Origin of the sequence: Pseudoflavonifractor sp. An85, from assembly GCF_002161235.1 — a bacterium.
In the GTDB taxonomy this organism is placed as follows: domain Bacteria; phylum Bacillota; class Clostridia; order Oscillospirales; family Oscillospiraceae; genus Enterenecus.
Genome location: NZ_NFHE01000004.1, coordinates 120,696 through 141,236 on the forward strand (window position 1 = coordinate 120,696; position 20,541 = coordinate 141,236).

The 20,541-nt window shown below is 61.9% G+C and carries 18 protein-coding genes; 11 read left to right on the forward strand and 7 right to left on the reverse strand.

Annotated elements, in window-relative coordinates; genetic code table 11:
• The 3 genes from B5G37_RS03625 to galT are packed head-to-tail and all read left to right on the forward strand — an operon-like array spanning position 1 to position 3,825.
• The gene (locus B5G37_RS03625; protein WP_087254029.1) at positions 1-1,296 is read left to right on the forward strand and encodes a galactokinase family protein; all 1,296 of its coding nucleotides are present in this window, start codon (positions 1-3) and stop codon (positions 1,294-1,296) included.
• Between the two features lie 31 nt (positions 1,297-1,327).
• Entirely contained in the window at positions 1,328-2,317 is a 990-nt protein-coding gene (gene galE / locus B5G37_RS03630; RefSeq protein ID WP_087254032.1) for a UDP-glucose 4-epimerase GalE, read from the forward strand.
• Positions 2,318-2,334: 17 nt separating this feature from the next.
• The gene (galT, locus tag B5G37_RS03635; RefSeq protein WP_087254034.1) at positions 2,335-3,825 is read left to right on the forward strand and encodes a UDP-glucose--hexose-1-phosphate uridylyltransferase; all 1,491 of its coding nucleotides are present in this window, start codon (positions 2,335-2,337) and stop codon (positions 3,823-3,825) included.
• 623 nt (positions 3,826-4,448) lie between these two features.
• Here the strand turns inward: galT and B5G37_RS03640 are convergent.
• Positions 4,449-5,381 carry an inorganic phosphate transporter gene (locus B5G37_RS03640; protein ID WP_087254037.1) on the reverse strand — a complete coding sequence of 311 codons (933 nt, stop codon included), beginning with the start codon at positions 5,379-5,381 and terminating at the stop codon, positions 4,449-4,451.
• A 129-nt stretch (positions 5,382-5,510) separates the two neighbouring features.
• On the opposite strand from B5G37_RS03640, the gene B5G37_RS03645 reads away from it, so the two are divergent.
• The 8 genes from B5G37_RS03645 to B5G37_RS03680 all read left to right on the forward strand — a co-directional run bounded on the left by B5G37_RS03645 (position 5,511) and on the right by B5G37_RS03680 (position 14,453).
• The gene (locus B5G37_RS03645) at positions 5,511-6,515 is read left to right on the forward strand and encodes a deoxyguanosinetriphosphate triphosphohydrolase (protein WP_087254040.1); all 1,005 of its coding nucleotides are present in this window, start codon (positions 5,511-5,513) and stop codon (positions 6,513-6,515) included.
• Positions 6,516-6,553: 38 nt separating this feature from the next.
• On the forward strand, positions 6,554-8,332 hold the full coding sequence (dnaG, locus tag B5G37_RS03650; RefSeq protein WP_087254043.1) for a DNA primase: 1,779 nt from the start codon (positions 6,554-6,556) through the stop codon (positions 8,330-8,332).
• Between the two features lie 6 nt (positions 8,333-8,338).
• The gene (rpoD, locus tag B5G37_RS03655; RefSeq protein ID WP_087254045.1) at positions 8,339-9,652 is read left to right on the forward strand and encodes an RNA polymerase sigma factor RpoD; all 1,314 of its coding nucleotides are present in this window, start codon (positions 8,339-8,341) and stop codon (positions 9,650-9,652) included.
• A gap of 100 nt (positions 9,653-9,752) precedes the next feature.
• Positions 9,753-10,043, forward strand: a complete 291-nt coding sequence (gene gatC / locus B5G37_RS03660) for an Asp-tRNA(Asn)/Glu-tRNA(Gln) amidotransferase subunit GatC (RefSeq protein WP_087254048.1) — start codon at positions 9,753-9,755, stop codon at positions 10,041-10,043.
• A complete protein-coding gene (gene gatA / locus B5G37_RS03665) occupies positions 10,040-11,506 on the forward strand; it encodes an Asp-tRNA(Asn)/Glu-tRNA(Gln) amidotransferase subunit GatA (protein WP_087254051.1) in 1,467 nt (488 codons plus the stop codon). The genes gatC and gatA overlap by 4 nt, the downstream gene beginning before the upstream one ends.
• Positions 11,503-12,924 (forward strand): Asp-tRNA(Asn)/Glu-tRNA(Gln) amidotransferase subunit GatB, encoded by a 1,422-nt coding sequence (gene gatB / locus B5G37_RS03670; RefSeq protein ID WP_087254055.1) that lies wholly within the window; start codon positions 11,503-11,505, stop codon positions 12,922-12,924. The genes gatA and gatB overlap by 4 nt, the downstream gene beginning before the upstream one ends.
• Positions 12,925-12,941: 17 nt before the next feature.
• On the forward strand, positions 12,942-13,559 hold the full coding sequence (locus tag B5G37_RS03675) for a thiamine diphosphokinase (protein ID WP_087254059.1): 618 nt from the start codon (positions 12,942-12,944) through the stop codon (positions 13,557-13,559).
• A 108-nt stretch (positions 13,560-13,667) separates the two neighbouring features.
• Entirely contained in the window at positions 13,668-14,453 is a 786-nt protein-coding gene (locus B5G37_RS03680; protein WP_087254063.1) for a helix-turn-helix transcriptional regulator, read from the forward strand.
• 49 nt (positions 14,454-14,502) lie between these two features.
• On the opposite strand, the gene B5G37_RS03685 is transcribed toward B5G37_RS03680, so the two are convergent.
• The 6 genes from B5G37_RS03685 to B5G37_RS03710 form a co-directional block, all read right to left on the reverse strand.
• Positions 14,503-14,904 carry an Rrf2 family transcriptional regulator gene (locus B5G37_RS03685; protein ID WP_087254067.1) on the reverse strand — a complete coding sequence of 134 codons (402 nt, stop codon included), beginning with the start codon at positions 14,902-14,904 and terminating at the stop codon, positions 14,503-14,505.
• Positions 14,905-14,916: 12 nt separating this feature from the next.
• On the reverse strand, positions 14,917-15,351 hold the full coding sequence (gene nifU, locus B5G37_RS03690) for a Fe-S cluster assembly scaffold protein NifU (RefSeq protein ID WP_087254070.1): 435 nt from the start codon (positions 15,349-15,351) through the stop codon (positions 14,917-14,919).
• Between the two features lie 11 nt (positions 15,352-15,362).
• Positions 15,363-16,553: a cysteine desulfurase NifS gene (gene nifS, locus B5G37_RS03695; protein WP_087254073.1), complete on the reverse strand. Its 1,191-nt coding sequence runs from the start codon at positions 16,551-16,553 to the stop codon at positions 15,363-15,365.
• A gap of 18 nt (positions 16,554-16,571) precedes the next feature.
• Complete coding sequence (gene cysK, locus B5G37_RS03700) at positions 16,572-17,504, reverse strand: cysteine synthase A (RefSeq protein ID WP_087254075.1); 933 nt, start codon at positions 17,502-17,504, stop codon at positions 16,572-16,574.
• Positions 17,505-17,642: 138 nt separating this feature from the next.
• Complete coding sequence (locus tag B5G37_RS03705; RefSeq protein WP_158099340.1) at positions 17,643-18,605, reverse strand: alpha/beta hydrolase; 963 nt, start codon at positions 18,603-18,605, stop codon at positions 17,643-17,645.
• 180 nt (positions 18,606-18,785) lie between these two features.
• A complete protein-coding gene (locus B5G37_RS03710; RefSeq protein ID WP_087254081.1) occupies positions 18,786-20,474 on the reverse strand; it encodes a glutamine--tRNA ligase/YqeY domain fusion protein in 1,689 nt (562 codons plus the stop codon).
• Positions 20,475-20,541: the final 67 nt, after the last annotated feature.

Sequence of the window (20,541 nt, forward strand, 5' to 3'; positions counted from 1 at the left end):
ATGCAAGATTGCAACAATCTGCTCCAGCAGCTCAAGGCAGGGAACATGGATGAGGCGCTGTCCCGGGTGTACGACGTACACGACGGAGGAAAGTCTGTGGAGCAAGGACGCAGCCGCAGCATTCATGTCACAGAAGAATTCATCAAGCTCTTTGGCAACCGGGAAGGGGCCGGACTGTACACCGGTCCTGGTCGCACCGAGATTTGCGGCAACCACACCGATCACCAGCGGGGCCGAGTGCTGGCCGCGGCGGTGAACCTGGACTTCCTGGTGTGCGCCGCTCCCAACGGCACCAACACCATCCGCTTCATGTCCGAGGGTTGGCACATGGTGGAGGTGAATCTGGACAACCTGGAGCCGGTGGAAGAGGAGAAGGAAGGCACTGCCGCTCTGGTGCGCGGCGTGGCCGCCGGCATTGCCCAGCGGGGCTACAAGCCTGTGGGCTTTGACGCCTACGCCACCAGCATGGTGCTGCCCGGTTCCGGTCTGTCCTCCTCCGCTGCCTGTGAGGTAACCATTGGGGTTATCCTCAACCACCTGGTGTGCGGGGACGAGCTGGACGCTGTGACCATCGCTCAGATTGGCCAGTACGCCGAGAACGTGTTCTTCGGCAAGCCCTGCGGCCTGATGGATCAGACCGCCTCCTCCGTGGGCGGGGCTGTGGCCATTGACTTTGCCGACACCGCCAACCCCGTGGTGCACCCCATTGAAGTGGATCTGGCTGGGTATGGCTATGCCCTCTGCATCATTGACTCCGGCGCCGACCACGCCGACCTTACCGCCGAGTACGCCGCCATCCCCCAGGAGATGAAAGCGGTGGCCGCTCACTTCGGCTGCGAGGTGCTGCGAGAGGTGGATCCCAGCCGCATCTGGACGGATATGCCCGCCCTGCGGGAGAAGGTGGGAGACCGGGCTGTGCTGCGGGCTCTGCACTTCTTCGCCGACGATGCCCGGGTGGCCCAGGAGGCAGACGCCCTGGAGCGGGGCGACTTCGACACCTTCCTGAAGCTGGTGCAACAGTCCGGGGAGTCTTCCTGGATGTACTTACAAAACATTGCCCCTGTGGGTGCGGTTCGTGAGCAGGCCATGGCTGTGGCTCTGGCCACCGCCGCCCACGCCCTCCAGGGCCGTGGTGCCTACCGGGTCCACGGCGGCGGCTTTGCCGGCACCATCCAGGCCTTTGTGCCTCTGGATATGCTGGAGCAGTTCAAGGCCCAGGTGGAAGAAGTTCTGGGTCAGGGCAGTTGCCACGTGCTGGCCGTCCGCGGGGTAGGCGGCGCCGTGGTGTGCGAATAAACGGCTGAAATAAGGAAAGGAGCGAATTGATATGGCAATTTTGGTTTTGGGTGGAGCTGGCTACATCGGCTCTCACACCGTGTATGAACTCATCGAGGCTGGACGCGACGTGGTGGTGGCAGACAACCTGCTCACTGGCTTCAAAGAGGCTGTCCATCCCAAGGCCCGCTTCTATCAGCTGGACATCCGGGACCGGGGCGCTCTGGACACCCTGTTCCAGGCCGAAGACATTGAGGGTGTCATCCACTTTGCCGCCTCCTCTCAGGTGGGCGAGTCCATGTCCGACCCCCTGAAGTACTATGACAACAACCTCTACGGCACCATGGTGCTCCTCCAGTCCATGGTGGCCCACGGGGTGGACAAGATCGTGTTCTCCTCCACCGCCGCCACCTACGGCGAGCCCGAGTCGGTGCCCATTCTGGAGACTGACCGCACCCAGCCCACCAACTGCTACGGCGAGACTAAGCTGTCCATGGAGCACATGATGAACTGGGTGTCCAAGGCCCACGGCCTGCGCTATGTGGCTCTGCGCTACTTCAACGCCTGCGGCGCCCACGCCTCTGGGGAGATCGGCGAGGCCCACAACCCTGAGACCCACCTCATCCCCCTCATTCTCCAGGTGCCTAACGGCCAGCGGGAGAAGATCTCCGTCTTTGGCGACGACTACCCCACCAAGGACGGCACCTGCATCCGCGACTACATCCACGTCACCGACCTGGCCCAGGCCCACATTCTGGCTCTGGACTACCTCATCCGCGGCGGCGAGAACAACGTGTTCAACCTGGGCAACGGCGTAGGCTTCACCGTCAATGAGGTCATCGAGGTGGCCCGTGCCGTCACCGGCCATCCCATCCCCGCTGAGGTCTCCCCCCGTCGGGCTGGCGACCCTGCTCAGCTCATTGCCTCCTCCGAGAAGGCCAAGACCGTGCTGGGCTGGAAGCCCCAGTACGATGACCTGAACACCATCGTCTCCTCCGCCTGGAACTGGCACAAGGCCCACCCCCACGGATACGAGAAGTAAGGGAGGGGAATGGAGAGATGAACGAAGCCATTTCCAAGTTGATTACCTATGCCCTGCGCACCGGGCTCATTGAGCCCTGCGAGGAAACCTGGGCCACCAATGCGGTGCTGGAGGTTTTGAAGCTGAACAGCTACACTGACCCCCAGCAGGAGTGGGGAGACATCGACCTGGCTGCTGTGCTGGATGAGCTGCTGGACGATGCCTATGCCCGGGGCGTGCTCACCGAGAACTCCGTGGTGTATCGGGACCTGTTTGACACCGCCATCATGGGCGTCCTCACCCCCCGGCCCAGCCAGGTGCGGGCCAAGTTTGAGGCCCTGTACAACCAGGACCCGGAGAAGGCCACCGACTGGTACTACACCTTCTCCCAGGACACCAACTACATCCGCCGGGACCGCATTGCCAAGGACGTGCGGTGGAAGGCAGACACCGAGTATGGGGAGATGGACATCACCATCAACCTCTCCAAGCCGGAGAAGGACCCCAAGGCCATTGCCGCCGCCCGCAACCTCCCCGCCTCCAACTATCCCCGCTGCCAGCTATGCGCGGAGAATGAGGGCTATGCCGGACGGGTGAACCACCCAGCCCGCCAGAATCACCGCATTGTGCCCATCACCATCAACAACTCCCCCTGGTTCTTGCAGTACTCCCCCTATGTGTACTACAACGAGCACTGCATCTGCTTCAACCAGGAGCACACCCCCATGAAGATTGACCGGGCCTGCTTTGGAAAGCTGTTGGACTTCGTGCGTCAGTACCCCCACTACTTCGTGGGCTCCAACGCCGACCTGCCCATCGTGGGCGGTTCCATCCTGGCCCACGACCATTTCCAGGGCGGCCGGTACACCTTCGCCATGGCCATCGCCCCCGTGGAGACCCCCGTCACCTTTGCCGGGTTTGAGGACGTGGCCGCTGGCATTGTCAAGTGGCCCATGTCGGTGGTCCGTATTTCCAGCGAGAATCCCCAGCGGCTGGTGGATCTGGCCGACAAGATTCTGGTCAGCTGGAGAGGGTACACCGATGAGGAGGCTTTCATCTTCGCCGAGACCGATGGGGAGCCCCACAACACCATCACCCCCATCGCCCGGATGCGGGACGGCAAGTATGAGCTGGACCTGGTGCTGCGCAACAACATCACCACCGAGGAGTATCCCCTGGGTGTGTACCATCCCCACCAGGAGCTGCACCACATCAAGAAGGAGAACATCGGCCTCATCGAGGTGATGGGTCTGGCCGTTCTCCCTGCCCGCTTGAAGCAGGAGTTGGCCCAGGTGGCCGACTGCCTGGCCACTGGTGGCGATCTCCGGGCCGACGAGGCCACCGCCAAGCACGCCGACTGGGCCGAGGGGTTTAAGACCAAGTACGAGACCATCAACCAGGACAATGCCTGGGACATCGTCCAGTACGAGACCGGACTGGTGTTTGCCAAGGTGCTGGAGCACGCAGGCGTGTATAAGCGCACGCCCGAGGGCAAAGAGCAGTTCCTCAAGTTCATTGCACAAGTGTAATTAACAATAAATGACCCCGGAGCTACGGCTCCGGGGTTTGTTTTTGAGAAAAACTGTCGTTCTCTGGCTTTTTTGGGGTCAGACTTGCCAGTTGGGGTTTGCTCCGCAGGGTGACTTTCTCCCCGATGAGAAAGTCACCAAAGAATCGCCTAGGGGTTGCACCCCTAGGTACCCCCCTGAGGTCTCCTTGCATGGTGCTGGAGCATCCCCCACCGACGCTGGGGTAAGAAGCATTGACTGGCCTCCTTGCGCCGCTGCCTCTGATATGTTGTGTGTAGAAACGTGGTGCTTCTTTGGAAAGAGCGTCGGGAGTAGGTGTAGGCTGTCAACTACCACCTATGGCAGGCCCTGTCCTTCTGGGGCAAATGCTTTCCACTCTGGAACAGTGAGCGGCAGCGGATGTAGCGGCAAAGGGTATCAGCTTACCTCTGGGCCGGTTGGAGTTGTTCCAGAGCGATAGGGCTGCTGACCCAAGGGAGGTTCTTAGGGGGGAACGCCCTAAGCGGGTTTTGGTTCCTTTTGACCGTTCAAAAGGAACCCTCAGCGGGGAGCGTCCCACCAGGCTGGCAAGCCTAGGCTATGGAAATGGGAAAAGAATAGCTTTTCCAACCCTGGGTTTGCCTTCAACGCAAAAGCAGGGCAAACCCATACCCCAACCCCATGCAGGCCGGAAAGGTGAGCACCCACACCAGCCCCAGCTGGGCCATCACCCCCGGTTTGGGATGGGGGGAGGCCCCACAGATGGCGGCTACCTTAGCGTGGCTGGTGGACACAGGCAGCCCCAACACCGAGCACACCCCCAGCACCACCCCCGCCCCCAGGTCGGCGGAAAGCCCCTGGGTGGGGGTGAGGTGGGCCAGCTCATGGCCAATTTTCTCCACGATCCGCCGTCCCCCCAGCCCGGTACCCAGGGCCATGACTCCAGCGGTGAGCAGGGGAAGGGTCAGGGGAGAGGTGGGGGCAAATCCGGGGCCTTGGGCCAGGAGGAGCAGGGCTAGAAACTTCTGCCCGTCCTGGGCCCCGTGGAGAAAGGCGGTGAGGGCGGCGGCCAGACGCTGCCAGGACACCGGATGGTGGGGAATGCGGGCCAGTTGACGGCAGATGACCCGCCCTGCCATCCCGCCCGCTGGAAGGGAGAGCACAAGACCGGCCAGCACGGCTATCCATGCCGCCGGGGCAATTTCGGCATCCAGGGCCAGGGCGGCCCCGGACAGGCCCGCCAGCAGGGCGTGGCTCTCGCTGGTGGGCAGGCCGAACCACCACGCTGCCACCGCCCACACCAGCACCGACAGCAGGGCCGCACACAGCCCCACCAGGGTGGAGCGAGGGGTGGGGAAGGACACCAGGTTCTCCATGGTGGCGGCCACGGCGGGACAACACAGGGAGAACAGAGCCACCCCCACAAAGTTACACAGGGCCGCTAACCCTACCGCCCGGCGGTAGGACATGGCCCCGGAACCCACGGCGGTGGCGATGGCGTTGGGGGCATCCGTCCAGCCGTTGACCAGGATGACGCACAGAACCAGCACAGCCAAAGTGGTGGTGGAAATAGGCATGAGCAATCCCTCCTTGTTACACCCTATGGAGGGGACAAAAGGGGTATGAAAAAATTTTTTAAGAAAAAGAGGGTTTGGGTGGAGTTATGGAGTATATAAATTCAGGAAATATCGTAAGGAGGGGTGCAAATGGAAATTCGTACCTGTGCCGAGGAGCTGGAGCGACAGACGCTCTCCCCCCGTGCCTGCCTTTCCAGCCAGTCCAAAGGGCGGGCGGTGGACATCCCTCCTTGTCCCATGCGCACTTGCTTCCAGCGGGACGTGGACCGGGTGATCCACTCCAAGGCCTTTCGACGGCTGATGCACAAAACCCAGGTGTTTCTCCAGCCAGAGGGGGATCACTACCGCACCCGCATGACCCACACCCTGGAGGTGTCGGGGATCGCCCGGAGCATGGCCCGGGCCTTAGGGCTGAATCAGGACCTCACTGAGGCCGCCGCCCTGGGCCACGATTTGGGCCACACCCCCTTCGGCCACGCCGGAGAGCGGGCGTTGAGCCGCATGGTGGAGGGAGGCTTCCGCCACTATGAGCAGTCCTTGCGGGTGGTGGACCGGCTGGAGCGGGACGGTGCGGGGCTGAACCTGTGCTATGAGGTGCGGCAGGGCATTCTGCGCCACACCACCGGCCCCATGGCCGAGACCTTGGAAGGTCAGCTGGTGCGCTACGCCGACAAAATCGCCTACATCAACCACGACATCGACGACGCCATGCGGGGCGGCATCATCTACCCCACCGACATCCCCGTACATATCTCCCAGGTGCTGGGCTTCACCCACGGGGAGCGCATTGAGCGGCTGGTGCTGGACATTGTGGAGCACAGCCAGGAGGGAATGGAGATTCGCCAGTCCCCGGAGGTAGCCAGCGCCATGGCGGAGTTGAAGCAGTTTATGTTTGAAGCGGTGTACTTCAACCCCCGTGCCAAGGGAGAGGAGTCCAAGGCGGAGGACATGATCTGCCACATGTTCGAGTACTACTGCCGTCACCATGACCAGCTCCCCGGGGAGTACCAGGACATTCTGGCCCGGGAGGGCGTAGAGCGGGCGGTCACCGACTACATCGCCGGGATGAGCGATTCCTACGCCGTGGAAAAATTTGAGGAACTTTTTATCCCAATGCGTTGGATGATTAAATAAAAAGGGAACATTTTGGCTACAATGTGGGAGGTGATACCATGGCCATACCCGATCAATTTCTGGATGAGCTGAGCAGTCGGCTCAACATTGTGGACGTGGTGTCCGCCTACGTCCCCCTGACCCGAAAGGGGGGCAACTACTGGGGCCTGTGTCCCTTCCACCGGGAAAAGACCCCTTCCTTCTCCGTCAGCGAGAGCAAGCAGATTTTCCACTGCTTCGGCTGCGGCAAGGGCGGCGGCGCGGTGCGCTTTGTCATGGAAGTGGAAAACCTTCCATTTCCCGAGGCGGTGCGCAAGCTGGCCGCCCAGGCAGGTATGGAAGTGCCCGAGGACAACTCCAATGGAGCGTGGCGGGAAAAGCGCCAGCGCATCTTGGAGCTGAACAAGGAGGCGGCTCGGTTCTACCGCGCCATGCTCTCCCAGCCCGAAGGGGCCCAGGTGGCCAAGTATATTTCTCAAAAACGCCGCATCAGCCCCAAATTTTCCGCCCGGTTTGGCCTGGGCGCCGCTCCCAACGCCTGGGACCGGCTCATTTTGGCCATGCGGGAGAAGGGGTATGACAAAGCCGAGCTCATCGAGGCAGGCTTGGCGGTGGCGGGGAAAAACGGCGGTATCTATGATAAGTACCGCAACCGCCTGATGCTTCCTGTCATCGACGTACGGGGCAACGTCATCGGCTTTACCAGCCGGGTGATGGACGACTCCACACCCAAGTATTTGAACACCCCGGAAACCGCCATTTTCAAAAAGCGGTCCATTTTGTACGGCCTAAACTACGCCAAGAACACCAAACGACCCAATATGATCTTGGTGGAGGGCAACATTGACGTCATCACCCTGCACCAGGCGGGGTTTGACAACACCATCGCCACCATGGGCACCGCCCTCACCGAGGAGCACATCAAAATCCTGGAGAAATACACCCAGGAGTTGGTGCTGTGCTATGACAACGACAACGCCGGTGTGGACGCCACCCAGCGGGCCATCGCCCTGCTGAAAGGGTCCCAGCTGAATGTGAAGGTACTCCAGCTGCCCCGGCGTCGGGACGATTCGGGCCAGCTGGTGAAACAGGACGCCGACGACTTCATCAAGCACCAGGGCCCCGAAGTATTTGAAGGGCTGCTCCAGGGCTGCGCCAACTCGGTGGAGTACCGCCTGGAGGAGGTGCGCCAGGGCTTTGATTTGAGCCAGGACGACCAGAGAGCCCAGTACTTACAGGCCGCCGCCGGTCTGGTGGCGGGCTTAAGCAGCCCGGTGGAGCGGGAAATCTACGGAAATCGCGCCGCCGATGCCGCCGGCATCAGCCGGGAGGCCATGGCCCAGGAGGTGGAGCAGCAGCGCCGCCAAAAGGGGAGACAAGCCCGGCGTCAGGAGGAGCGGCGCAGCCTCACCCCTACCCAGACCATGCAGCCCAAGCAGCGGGAACTGCGCTATACCAATGTGCGCTCGGCTCTGGCCGAGGAAGGGGTGCTGCGGGTGGTGTTGCTGGACCCCAGCTTCTTTGGGCAGCTGGCCGACCTGCAGGAGACCGACTTTTCCGCCCCCCTGTTGGGACGGGCCTACGGCCAGCTGCGCCAGCGCTGGCAAGAGGGCAAGCCGGTGACATTGGCAGCCCTGGACGGGGTGTTCACCCCCGAGGAGATGGACCACCTGTCGGCTGTGGTGCAGCAGCCCCAGCCCATGCACACCGCTCAGGCGGCCCTGAATGACTACAAGCAAACCATCCTTGCGCAACACCGCAAGGCAGACATACACAGCGGCCAGGACTTGGCCCAACTCAGAGACTTACTCAAACAGAAAAAAAGCTACGGAGGATGAAAACCCATGAGTGAGAAGAAGAAAAACAACAAAAAGCCCGAGGTGGCTTCCGGCATCAGCATGGTCAGCAAAGAGAAGTTTGAAAGCGCCAAGGCCGAGCTGGTGAAGCTGGTGGAGGGTATCCAGGGCGGAGAGCGCCTGGTGGAGCTGGTGGATGCCGGCTATAAGAAGGGGAAATTGTCCTCCAGCGAGATGATGGAAGTGCTGGAGTCCATGAACCTGGAGAGCGAACAGATGGACAAGATGTACGACATCATGGAAAATCTGGGCGTGGACGCCGTGGGCGAGGAGGACCTGATGCCCATCCTCAGCGAGGAGGACTTGCTGCCCCCCGCCGACGAGATGGAGGACTTCAGCGAGGAGGAGCTGGTGGACCCCAACACCCTGGTGGACTCCTTCGCCATTGACGACCCCGTGCGTATGTACCTCAAGGAAATCGGCAAGGTGGACCTGCTCTCCCCCGAGCAGGAGATTGACCTGGCCCAGGCCATGGCTGCTGGCAACATGGCCAAGGAGCAGAAGGAGGAGCTGGAGAAGACCGGCGAGGAGATTCCCGCCGAGGTGCTCCAGGAGCTCAGCAAGAGCATCAAGGCCGGTGAGCGGGCCAAGCAGAAGCTGGCCGAGGCCAACCTGCGTCTGGTGGTGTCCATCGCCAAGCGGTATGTGGGCCGCGGCATGCTGTTTTTGGACCTGATCCAGGAGGGCAACTTAGGGCTAATCAAGGCCGTGGAGAAGTTCGACTACACCAAGGGCTACAAGTTCTCCACTTACGCCACCTGGTGGATTCGTCAGGCCATCACCCGTGCCATCGCCGACCAGGCCCGTACCATTCGCATCCCCGTGCACATGGTGGAGACCATCAACAAGGTCATCCGGGTCAACCGTCAGCTGCTCCAGGAGCTGGGCCACGATCCCACCCCCGAGGAGACCGCCGCCGAGATGAACATGCCCGTGGAGAAGGTGCGGGAGATCTTGAAGATCGCCCAGGAGCCCGTCTCCCTGGAGACCCCCATCGGTGAGGAGGAAGACAGCCATCTGGGCGACTTCATCCCTGACGAGGACGCCTCCGAGCCCTCCGAGGCCGCTTCCTTTACCCTGCTGAAAGAGCAGCTGGTGGACGTGCTGTCCACCCTCACCCCCCGCGAGGAGAAGGTGCTCAAGCTGCGCTTCGGCATTGAGGACGGCCGCACCCGCACCCTGGAGGAAGTGGGCAAGGAGTTCAACGTCACCCGTGAGCGCATCCGCCAGATTGAGGCCAAGGCCCTGCGCAAGCTGCGCCACCCCAGCCGCTCCAAGAAGCTCAAGGACTTCCTGAGCTAAGGCTGCATTGACAAAGCCCCGGCGCGGGGTGTAAAATAACCCAAACAAGCCCCGAGCTGTGAGCGGTCACGGCTTGGGGCTCTTTTTTGGAGGGACACCCATGGAAGAGACAAACAAGCAGATCCGCCAGCTGGCCCACTTGGCCCGGCTCTCCCTCACCCCCCAGGAGGAGGGAGAACTGGCCGGACGGCTGGAGCAGATGGTGGAATATCTACATGCCCTGTCCCAGGTGGAGGAGGGGAAAGCACCGGACGTGCCGTCCGCTGCTACCCTCCGTCCTGATGAGGTGAAGCCCTCTCTGTCAGGGGATCAGCTGCTCGCTCAGGCCCCACGGGTAACGGATGGGTATGTGGTCACCCCAAGAAGCGTGGGAGAGGGGGGAGCGGAATGAATCTGACCCACCTCACCGCCCTGGAATTGGGCCGTGCCATCGCCCAAGGAGAGGTCACCATCCCCCAGGCCACCCAAGCGGCGTTGGAGGAGATTGCCGCCCGGGACAAGGTCCTGAACAGCTGCATTACCGTGCTGGCAGAGCAGGCCATGGAGCGTTCGGAAGCCCTCCAAAAGGGCCTGAAACCGGGGCTGTCTCCCCTGTACGGAGTGCCTCTCCTGCTGAAAGATAACCTGTGCACCCAGGGGGTGAGAACCACCTGCGGCTCTAAGCTCCTGGAGGGCTATGTGCCCCCCTACGATGCCACGGTGGTGGAGAAGGTAGAAACCGCCGGAGGTGTGTGCCTGGGCAAGGGAAATTTGGACGAGTTCGCCATGGGCTCCACCACCGAAACCTCCCACTTCGGCCCCACCCGCAACCCCTGGGACGAGAGCCTGGTACCCGGCGGCTCCTCGGGCGGCTGTGCCGCCGGGGTGGCGGCGGGGTTTGCCTGGTATGCCCTGGGGTCTGACACAGGGGGTTCCATCCGCCAGCCTGCGGGGTATTGCGGCCTCACGGGGCTGAAACCCACCTACGGCACCGTGTCCCGGTATGGGCTGGTGGCCTACGCCTCCTCCCTGGATCAGGTGGGGCCTTTGTGCCGGGACGCCGCCGACTGTGCGGCGGTGCTGGACATCATCCAGGGGAAGGACCGCCGGGACAGCACCACCGTGGACGGAAGCTACGGCGGGCTGCTCTCCGCTCTCAACTCTGACATCCGGGGCCTGCGGGTGGGTCTGCCCGTGGAGTGCTTTGGGGAGGGACTGGATTCTCAAGTGTCTCAGCGGGTGCAGGAAGTGGCCCGGGTGCTGGAGAGCCGGGGGGCCACCGTGACCCGGGTATCCATCCCGGAATTGAAATTGGTGATTCCCGCCTATTACGTGCTGGCCTCCGCGGAGGCCTCCTCCAATCTGGCCCGGTACGACGGGGTGAAGTACGGCTTCCGGGCGGAGAAGTACAAAAACCTCACCCAGATGTATGAGAATACCCGCAGCCAGGGCTTTGGCAAAGAGGCGAAGCTGCGCATTCTATTGGGTACCTTTGTCTTGAGCGCCGGGTACTACGAGGCCTACTACAAAAAGGCCCTGGCGGTGCAAGAGCAGGTGAAGGAAGGGCTGGAGCGGGCCTTTGAGGTCTGTGACGTGCTCCTCACCCCTGTCACTCCCAACACCGCCCCCAAGCTGGGGGAGAGCCTTACCGATCCCATGGGGATGTATCTGTCTGATTTGTATACGGTCCCCGCCAACTTGGCGGGTCTGCCCGCCCTGTCCATGCCCTGCGGGGTGGACGGGAACGGTCTGCCCGTGGGGGCTCAGCTCATTGGCCTCCGGTTTGGGGAGCAACGACTGCTGAACACAGCTCATGCCTATCAGCAGGAGACAGACTATCACAGACAGGTGCCGAAAGGGGGTGGAATGGGATGAACTGGGAAATCGTCATGGGGCTGGAGACCCACGTGGAGCTGTCCACGGCGAGTAAAATTTTCTGCGCCTGTTCCACCGCTTTTGGCGGGGCGCCCAACAGCCAGTGCTGCCCTGTGTGCATGGGCCTGCCCGGTGCGCTGCCGGTCCTGAACGAGAAGGTGGTGGAGTGCGGGGTGAAGGTGGGGCTGGCCCTGGGCTGCTCCATCACTCCGGTGAGTCGCTTTGACCGGAAAAATTACTTCTACCCGGATCTGCCCAAGGGGTACCAGATCAGCCAGTTGTATGCCCCCCTGTGCCGCAATGGCCGGGTGGAGGTGGCGGGTACCTCCATCGGCATCCATGAAATCCACATGGAGGAGGATGCCGGGAAGCTGTACCACGACCCACAGACTGGAGAGACCCTGTGCGACTTCAACCGCTGCGGAGTGCCTCTGTTGGAGATTGTCACCCAGCCGGACTTTCGCACGTCCGAGCAGGTGGTGGCCTACCTCAAAGTGCTGCGGGAGGCCCTGCAATATCTGGGGGTGTCCGACGGCAAGATGGAGGAGGGCTCCCTGCGGTGCGACGTGAATTTGTCGGTGCGCCCGGTGGGCAGCGATACCCTGGGTACCCGCACGGAGATGAAGAACCTGGGCTCCTTCCAGGCCATTGCCCGAGCCATCGGGTATGAGAGCCAGCGGCAGATTTTCCTGCTGGAGCGTGGGGAGCGGGTGGTGCAGGAGACCCGCCGCTTTGACGAGGAGAGAGGGGAGACCTTCTCCATGAGAAGCAAGGAGGAGGCCCGGGATTACCGGTACTTCCCCGAGCCGGATTTGCCCCCGGTGGTGCTGACCGAGGACTACATCCAACACATCCGGGAGAACCTGCCCGAGCTGGGAGAGGAGAAGCGCAGACGCTATGCCCAGCAGTACCAGCTGCTGGACTATGACAGCCAGATGGTCACCAGCCACCCGGCTCTGGCCCGGTTCTTTGAGAAACTCATTGCCCTGGGCACACCTCCCAAGCAGGGGGCCAACTGGATCATGGGGGAGGTGCTGGGAGCGTTGTCTGCCCGGGGGTTGTCCCCGGAACAAATGCCCATGACCCCCAAGACCTTGGCCCGGCTCATTGCCCTAGTGGCGGAGGGAAAGCTGAACCGGAACACGGCGGTAAAGGTGTTTGAAGCGGTGTTTGACACCGACGGGGACGTGGACGAATATGTCACTGCCCATGGCCTGGAGCAGGTGCAAGATGTGGAACTGGTGGAGCGTATCGTGGTCCAGGTGCTGGAGGAGAATCCCCAGTCGGTGACGGACTACTGCAGCGGAAAGGAAAAGGCCTTCGGCTTTTTGGTGGGCCAGACCATGCGCAAGCTGCAAGGCAAGGCAGACCCCCAGACGGTGCGGCGGTTGCTGCTGGAACGGCTGGGTCAGGAATGAGGAAAGGGGAATAAACCATGCCCATTTGTTATATTTTCGCCTCGGGGGAGTATGGAGAAGAGTGGCCGGACCTCCAGGAGGGGGATTTGTGCATTGCAGCCGACGGAGGCTACGCCCAGATGCAACGCCATGGGGTGAACCCGGATTTGGTGGTGGGGGACTTTGATTCCCTGGGCTATGTGCCCCCACATCCCCACATCGTCCGCCACCCGGCGGACAAGGACGACACGGACACCGCCCTGGCCCTCAGTGAAGGTTGGAACCGGGGATACCGGAACTTCCACATCTATGGCTCTTTGGGTGGAAGGTTGGACCACACCCTGGCCAATGTGCAGCTGCTGTGCGGCCTCACCGAGCAGGGGGGACAGGGGATGTTGATTGGCCCCGGTATGACGGTGACGGCGGTACACAACGGTACCTTGGAGCTGGAGGGAGAGGCAGGACGCACCTTGTCCATGTTCTGCTGGGGCGAGCCCGCCCAGGGGGTGATCCTGGAGGGGCTGAAGTACCCCTTGCAGGGTGCCACCATGACGGCCCAGGTGCCCCTGGGGGTGAGCAACGAGTTTTTGGGTGGCCCTGCCCGGATTACCGTCCAACAGGGGACCTTGGTGGTCATGAGGGTGGAAAAGGCGTAAAAAACCTGGAGTGCAACTGCCAGTTGCTAACGTTTCAAGGGGAATTGGTAGACGGTTGCGCCCCTCAGATGGTATACTCAGGCCAGAACAGAGAGGAGGGATTGCCTCATGACATTGGGAGAACGGATTCATCAGCTTCGCCAGGAGCACCACCTGTCCCAGGGGGATGTGGCGGAGGCGGTGGACGTGTCCCGCCAGTCGGTATCCAAGTGGGAGAATGACGGGGCGGTGCCAGATTTGGATAAGCTGGTGAAGCTCAGCCAGCTGTTTGGGGTGTCCCTGGATCAGCTGGTGATGGGCCAGGAGGAGGAAGGGGAGAATGCGCCGCCTCCGCCGCCACAACCCGCCACCCAGCCCACCGGACAGCGGATCATCGGCGTTGTTTTGCTGTGCTTCGGCTTTTTGGTGGGGCTGTTGATGGCCCTGCTGGGCAATGGCCCCCTGGGATTTCTCTTTGGTGTGCCCTTTTACCTGTGCGGTGTGGTGTGTCTGGTGGCCCGGCGGTACCCAGGGCTGTGGTGCGGCTGGGGGCTGTTTGTGCTGGCGCGCATGTTCATGCCCTGGATGACGGGATTTGGAAGTTTTTACGGTATGGCCGGGGCTGTGACCCGGGTTGGGAGCATCCAGGGAGTGATTTGGGTGCTGGGTGTTCTGGCCCTGCTCCTGTTGGTTGGCCGGACGGCCTGGTGCTATGGGAAGAAGCCCATAAAGCCAAAGGTGGAATCGGTACTTCTGGTAATCTGCGGCTGGGGAAGCTGGGTGGGATTGATGGTGGTGCTGATGCAGGGATGTCGCTTGTATTGGCTGCAAGTGGCCTTCGATGGGCTCCAACTGGTGTTGCTGAGCCTGCTGGTGGTGACCTCGGTGCGCATGGTGCGGGGCAGACAGAAATAAAAAGAAGCTACGGGGCAGAAGACTTACCGTCTTCTGCCCCGTAGCTTCTTTACTTCATCAAATCTGCCAGGGTGACGCTGTCCAGGTACTCATTGACCCGCCGCCCCAGCTCGCACCAGAGGGAGCGGGTGGGACAGCTGTCCCGCTGCTGGCAGGGGGGCGCTCCCGCCTCCAGGCAGGACACCGGGGCCAAGTCCCCCTCGGTGAGCCGCAGAATGTCCCCCACCCGGTACTCCTCGGGGGCCCGGGTGAGCTGATAGCCGCCCCCCTTGCCCTGAGTGCCGGAAATGTAGTGGTGTTTGGAGAGCACCGGGAGAATTTTCTCCAGATATTTCAGGGAAATTTGCTGCCGCTGCGCCACATCCTTCATGGGGGTGAGACCCTGGTCCTGGTGCTGGGCCAGGTCCACCATCACCCGCAGAGCGTAGCGGCCTCGGGTGGATACCAGCATGGATGGGCCTCCTTAGTGGGCGTGGCAGTGGCCGCAGCTCTCGCAACAGGGGAACTGGCTGTGGTCGTACTCGATGCCGTTTTTGTCGTAGTAGTCCTTCAGGGCCAGCTTGATGGCCTCCTCGGCCAGCACCGAGCAGTGCACCTTCTGGGCGGGCAGGCCGTCCAGGGCCTCTACCACTGCCTGGTTGGTGAGGGTGAGGGCCTCGGACACCGGCTTGCCCTTAATGAGCTCGGTGGCCATGGAGGAGGAGGCGATGGCGCTGCCGCAGCCGAAGGTCTCAAACTTCACGTCCTCGATGATGTCGTTTTCAATTTTCAGGTAGATGCGCATGATGTCGCCACACTTGGCGTTGCCCACCTCGCCCACGCCGCTGGGATTCTCCATGGAGCCCACGTTGCGGGGGTTGCGGAAGTGGTCCATTACTTTTTCACTGTACAAAGCCATAATATCTTACCTCACTGGATGATAAATTCTTGAATACCTGCTTCCAGGTTGCGCCACACCGGGGAGATGGAGCGCAGGTAGGCCACCACGTCGGTGACGGCCGCAATCATGTAGTCCACCTCTTCCTCGGTGGTGTCCGGGGAGAGGGAAAGCCGCAGAGAGCCGTGGGCGATCTCATGGGGGCGGCCAATGGCCAGCAGCACATGGCTGGGGTCCAGGGAGCCGGAGGTGCAGGCGGAGCCGGAGGAGGCGTACACCCCCTTGTCGTCCAGCAACAGCAGCAGGGACTCGCCCTCGATGCCCTCAAAGCAGAAGTTCACGGTACCGGGCAGACGGTGCTCTCGGTGGCCGTTGAGCACGGAGTGGGGAATCTTGGACAGTCCCGCAATCAGCCGCTCCCGCAGGGCGGTGAGTTTGACCGTGTCCTCGTCCAGATGGTCGCAGGCCTCGTCCAGAGCCGCAGCCATACCCACAATGGCGGGGATGTTCTCGGTGCCGCCCCGGCGATTGCGCTCTTGAGCGCCGCCATGGATGAGGGGGAAGACGGGCACACCCTTGCGGGCGTACAGTACGCCAATGCCCTTGGGGCCGTGGAACTTGTGAGCCGACAGAGACAAAAGGTCAATGTTCTGCTCGGCCACGTTCACCGGCAGGTGGCCCACGGCCTGGACGGCGTCGGTGTGGAAGAGCACCCCGTGGCGGCGGCACACCTCGCCGATCTCGGCAATGGGCTGCACGGTGCCAATCTCGTTGTTGGCGTACATGATGGTCACCAGACAGGTCTCGTCGGTGATGGCCTCCTCCACCTGCTGGGCGGACACCATGCCGTCTTCGTGGACGTCCAAGAGGGTGACGGTGAAGCCCTCCTTTTTCAGGGCATCCAGGGTGTGAAGCACGGCGTGGTGCTCAAAGGCGGTGGAAATGATGTGGGTCTTGCCCTTCAACTTTCCGAAGGCAGCCACCGAGCGGATGGCCTGGTTGTCCGCCTCGCTGCCACCGGAGGTGAAAATCACCTCGGTGGGCTGGCAGCCCAGGCGAACGGCGATGCGAGCGCGGGCATCGGTGAGGGCCTCCTGGGCCCGCTGGCCCACGGAGTGGAGACTGGAGGGGTTGCCATACTCACCCTGGAGGTAGGGGAGCATGGCATTCAGCGCCGTGTCACTCAGGCGAGTGGTGGCGGCGTTATCAGCGTAAATCTGCATGGCAGGATTCCTTTCTTGTTATTCCGTAAACATGGGGGTGGACAGGTACCGGTCCCCAGTGTCGGGGAGGAGCACCACAATGGTCTTGCCCTCATTCTCCGGGCGTTTGGCCACCTCAATGGCGGCGTGGAGGGCGGCACCGGAGGAGATGCCCACCAACACGCCCTCGCTGCGGCCCATGAGCCGCCCACTGGCGTAGGCTTCCTCGGTGGTCACAGGGAACACCTCGTCATAAACGGCGGTGTTGAGCACTTCGGGCACAAAGCCAGCGCCAATGCCCTGGAGCTTGTGGGGGCCAGCCTGACCGCCGGAGAGGACAGGGGAGTCGGAGGGCTCCACGGCCACCACTTGCACAGCAGGGTTGCGGGACTTCAAATACTCGCCCACGCCGGTGATGGTGCCGCCGGTGCCCACACCAGCCACAAAAATGTCCACCACACCGTCGGTATCGTTGTAAATCTCCGGCCCAGTGGTCTCCCGGTGGGCCTTGGGGTTGGAGGGGTTGACAAACTGGCCGGGGATGAAGCTGTTGGGGATCTCAGCGGCCAGCTCGTCGGCCTTGGCGATGGCTCCGGCCATGCCCTTGGCCCCGGGAGTGAGCACCAGCTCGGCCCCGTAGGCCGTCATGAGCAGGCGGCGCTCCATGGACATGGAGTCGGGCATCACCACGATCATGCGGTAGCCCCGGGCGGCAGCCACGGCAGCCAGGCCGATGCCGGTGTTGCCCGAGGTGGGCTCAATGATCACCGCGCCGGGCTTCAAAGCGCCGCTGGCCTCGGCATCCTCGATCATGGTCAGCCCCACCCGGTCCTTCACCGACCCTGCGGGGTTGAACATCTCCAATTTGGCCAAAATCTTGGCCTTTAAGCCCAGTTTCTCTTCAATATGGGTCAGTTCCAACAGGGGAGTGTGACCGATGAGCTGATGGGCAGATGTATAAATATGTGCCATTGTGGATTCCTCCTCATGCAACAAATTAAAACCTACTAAATTGGTTGGTTATATGATACGCCTTTTTACCTACCTTGTCAATCGGTAATTGCGAAAAAAGAAAAATCCCGGCACGGTGGAGCCGTGCCGGGAGATGGTTTAGTCTTGGTCGGGGAAATAGTCTTGCAGGAAGGTATCCACTGCCGTCCAGTACAGTCGGGGGTTGGTACCCACGGCGTTGGCGTGTCCAGCATCGGGCATCCACAAAAAGCTCTTGGGGCACTTGGCGGCCTGATATAGCTTTCCCATCATGGAGGCGGGGACAAAGTCGTCCTCCACGCCATGGATGAACAGGGTGGGGGTTTTGGACTGGGCCACAGCCCGGATGGGAGCGGCATCCCGCAGGTCATACCCGGCCCGCCGCAGGGCGGTTTTCCGCAGCATGGAGAACAGGGCTCCGGTGGGCATGGGGAGGGGGGCGTGGATGTACTCATCCCGGAAGTTTTGGAGCACGTGGTGCATCTGGGCCTCAATGGTGGTATAGGCGCAGTCGGACACCGCGGCCTTCACTTGCTCGGGCAGGGCCCCGCCGGTGGCCATCAGCACGGTGGCAGCGCCCATGGACACGCCGTGGAGGAGAATTTCCGCCTGGGGGTCCCGGCGGAGGACATAGTTGATCCAGCCCACCAGATCCAGCCGCTCATCGTAGCCCCAGCCCACATAGTCCCCTTCGCTCTCGCCGTGGCCGCGCTGGTCGGGGAGGAGGACGTTCCACCCCTCCTGGTGGTAGTGCAGGCCGATGGCGCCCATGGCCTCGTGGGTATCGTGGTAGCCGTGCATACAGATGGCCCAACGGTGGGACTGGGTGTCGGCAGGCACCACAGCGGCCCACAGGATCAGCCCGTCCAGGGCCTGGATGGTGGCTGAGCGGAAGCCCTCTGCCTTTCTGACCCAGGCGCGGCCCTCTTTTTGGGTGTCGTTGGGGTCCTCATAGTCTGCTTCTCGCTTTTGGGGGGTCATGGCTTTGGCGTAGAGGCGGTTGCCCACGGCAGCCATGCCTCCGGCAGCTCCGGCCCCGGCAGCGGCCAGGCCCAACAGGTAAAAAGCGGGTTTTTTCTTCATAGCAGACCCTCCTAGCGTTGTTTTCTTCATGATACCCCAAGGGGGAGCGCAACGTCAAGAGAAGTTTACCCCAAATGTGGAGGGGGCATACAACGGGTTGTTTGCTGATTTTTACGCAATCATGGGAGGCTTCATAAAAGCCGGGAGCAGCCACATCGCTGCTCCCGGCTATGGGTCAAATTATTGGGGCTTGAAGCTGTCCTTCAGAGACACGGCCCGGTTGAACACCAGGTGGTCGGGCTGGCTGTCCCGGCTGTCGGCACAGAAGTAGCCCTGGCGCATGAACTGGAACCGGTCGGCCTTCTGGGCCTTGGCCAGGCTGGCCTCCACTTTGGCTCCCTGGAGCACTTCCAGGGAGTGGGGGTTCAGGCAGTCCAGGAAGTTCTTGTCACCGGCATCGGGATCGGGATCGGAGAACAGGTTGTCATACAGACGGATCTCCGCATCCACGGCGGTGGCGGCGTCCACCCAGTGGATGGTGGCGCCCTTGACCTTGCGGCCGTCGGCGGGGTTGCCGCCCCGGGACTCGGGATCGTAGGTGGCCAGTACCTCCACCACGTTGCCGTTTTCGTCCTTGACGCAGCCGGTGCAGGTGATGAGGTAGGCGCCCTTCAAACGGCACTCCAGGCCGTTGGGGGTCAGACGCTTGTACTTGGGGATGGGGGTCTCCAGGAAGTCCTCCGCCTCAATGTACAGGTTGCGGGAGAAGGTGACGGTACGGGTGCCGTCCTCGGGGCGGTTGGGGTTGTTCTCCACCTCGAACTCCTCGTGCAGGTCCTCGGGATAGTTGGTGATGGTCAGCTTCACGGGGCGCAGAACCGCCATGACTCGCTGGGCGGACTCGTTCAGGTCCTCCCGCAGGCAGTACTCCAGGAAGGCGTACTCAATGGTGTTGGTGGCCTTGGCCACGCCGATGCGCTCGCAGAAGTTGCGGATGGACTTGGGGGTATAGCCACGGCGGCGCAGACCGCACAGGGTGGGCATACGGGGGTCGTCCCAGCCGGACACCCGGCCTTCCTCCACCAGCTGGCGCAGCTTGCGCTTGCTCATGACCGTGTAGTTGATACCCAGACGGGCAAACTCGATCTGGCGGGGCTTGTGGTAGGGAATGGACACGTTGGACACCACCCAGTCGTACAGGGGGCGGTGGTCCTCAAACTCCAGGGAGCACAGAGAGTGGGTAATCCCCTCCAAAGCGTCCTCAATGGGGTGGGCGAAGTCGTACATGGGATAAATGCACCACTTGTTGCCCTGACGGTGATGGTGGGCGTGGTTGATGCGGTAGATCACCGGGTCACGCATGTTGAAGTTGCCGCTATTGAGGTCAATCTTGGCACGCAGGGTATATTTGCCGTTTTCAAACTCGCCGGCCCGCATCCGGGCAAACAGGTCCAGAGACTCCTCAATGGGACGGTCCCGCCAGGGGGAGGTGGCGGGGACACCGATGGAGCCGCGGTTGGCCTTGAACTCCTCGGGGGTCAGCTCGCAGACGTAAGCCAGACCCTTTTTGATGAGCTCCACGGCGTACTCGTACATCTTCTCAAAGTAGTCCGAGGCGTAGAAGAATCGGTCGCCCCAGTCAAAGCCCAGCCAGTGGATATCCTCCTGGATGGCCTCCACGTACTCGGTATCCTCCTTGGCGGGGTTGGTATCGTCCATGCGCAGGTTGCACAGACCGCCGTACTTCTCGGCGGTGCCGAAGTCGATGGTCAGGGCCTTGCAGTGGCCAATGTGGAGGTAGCCGTTGGGCTCGGGGGGAAAACGGGTGTGGACGGTCATGCCTTGGTACTGGCCGCCCTGTGCAATATCCTCATCAATGAAATTGTGGATAAAATTCTGGGACACTACGGGGTTGAGTTCCTCAGGCATAGGGACACGCTCCTTCATTTGTTAATAACCTATTCATTATACCGTCACAGGCGGGAAAAAGCAACGA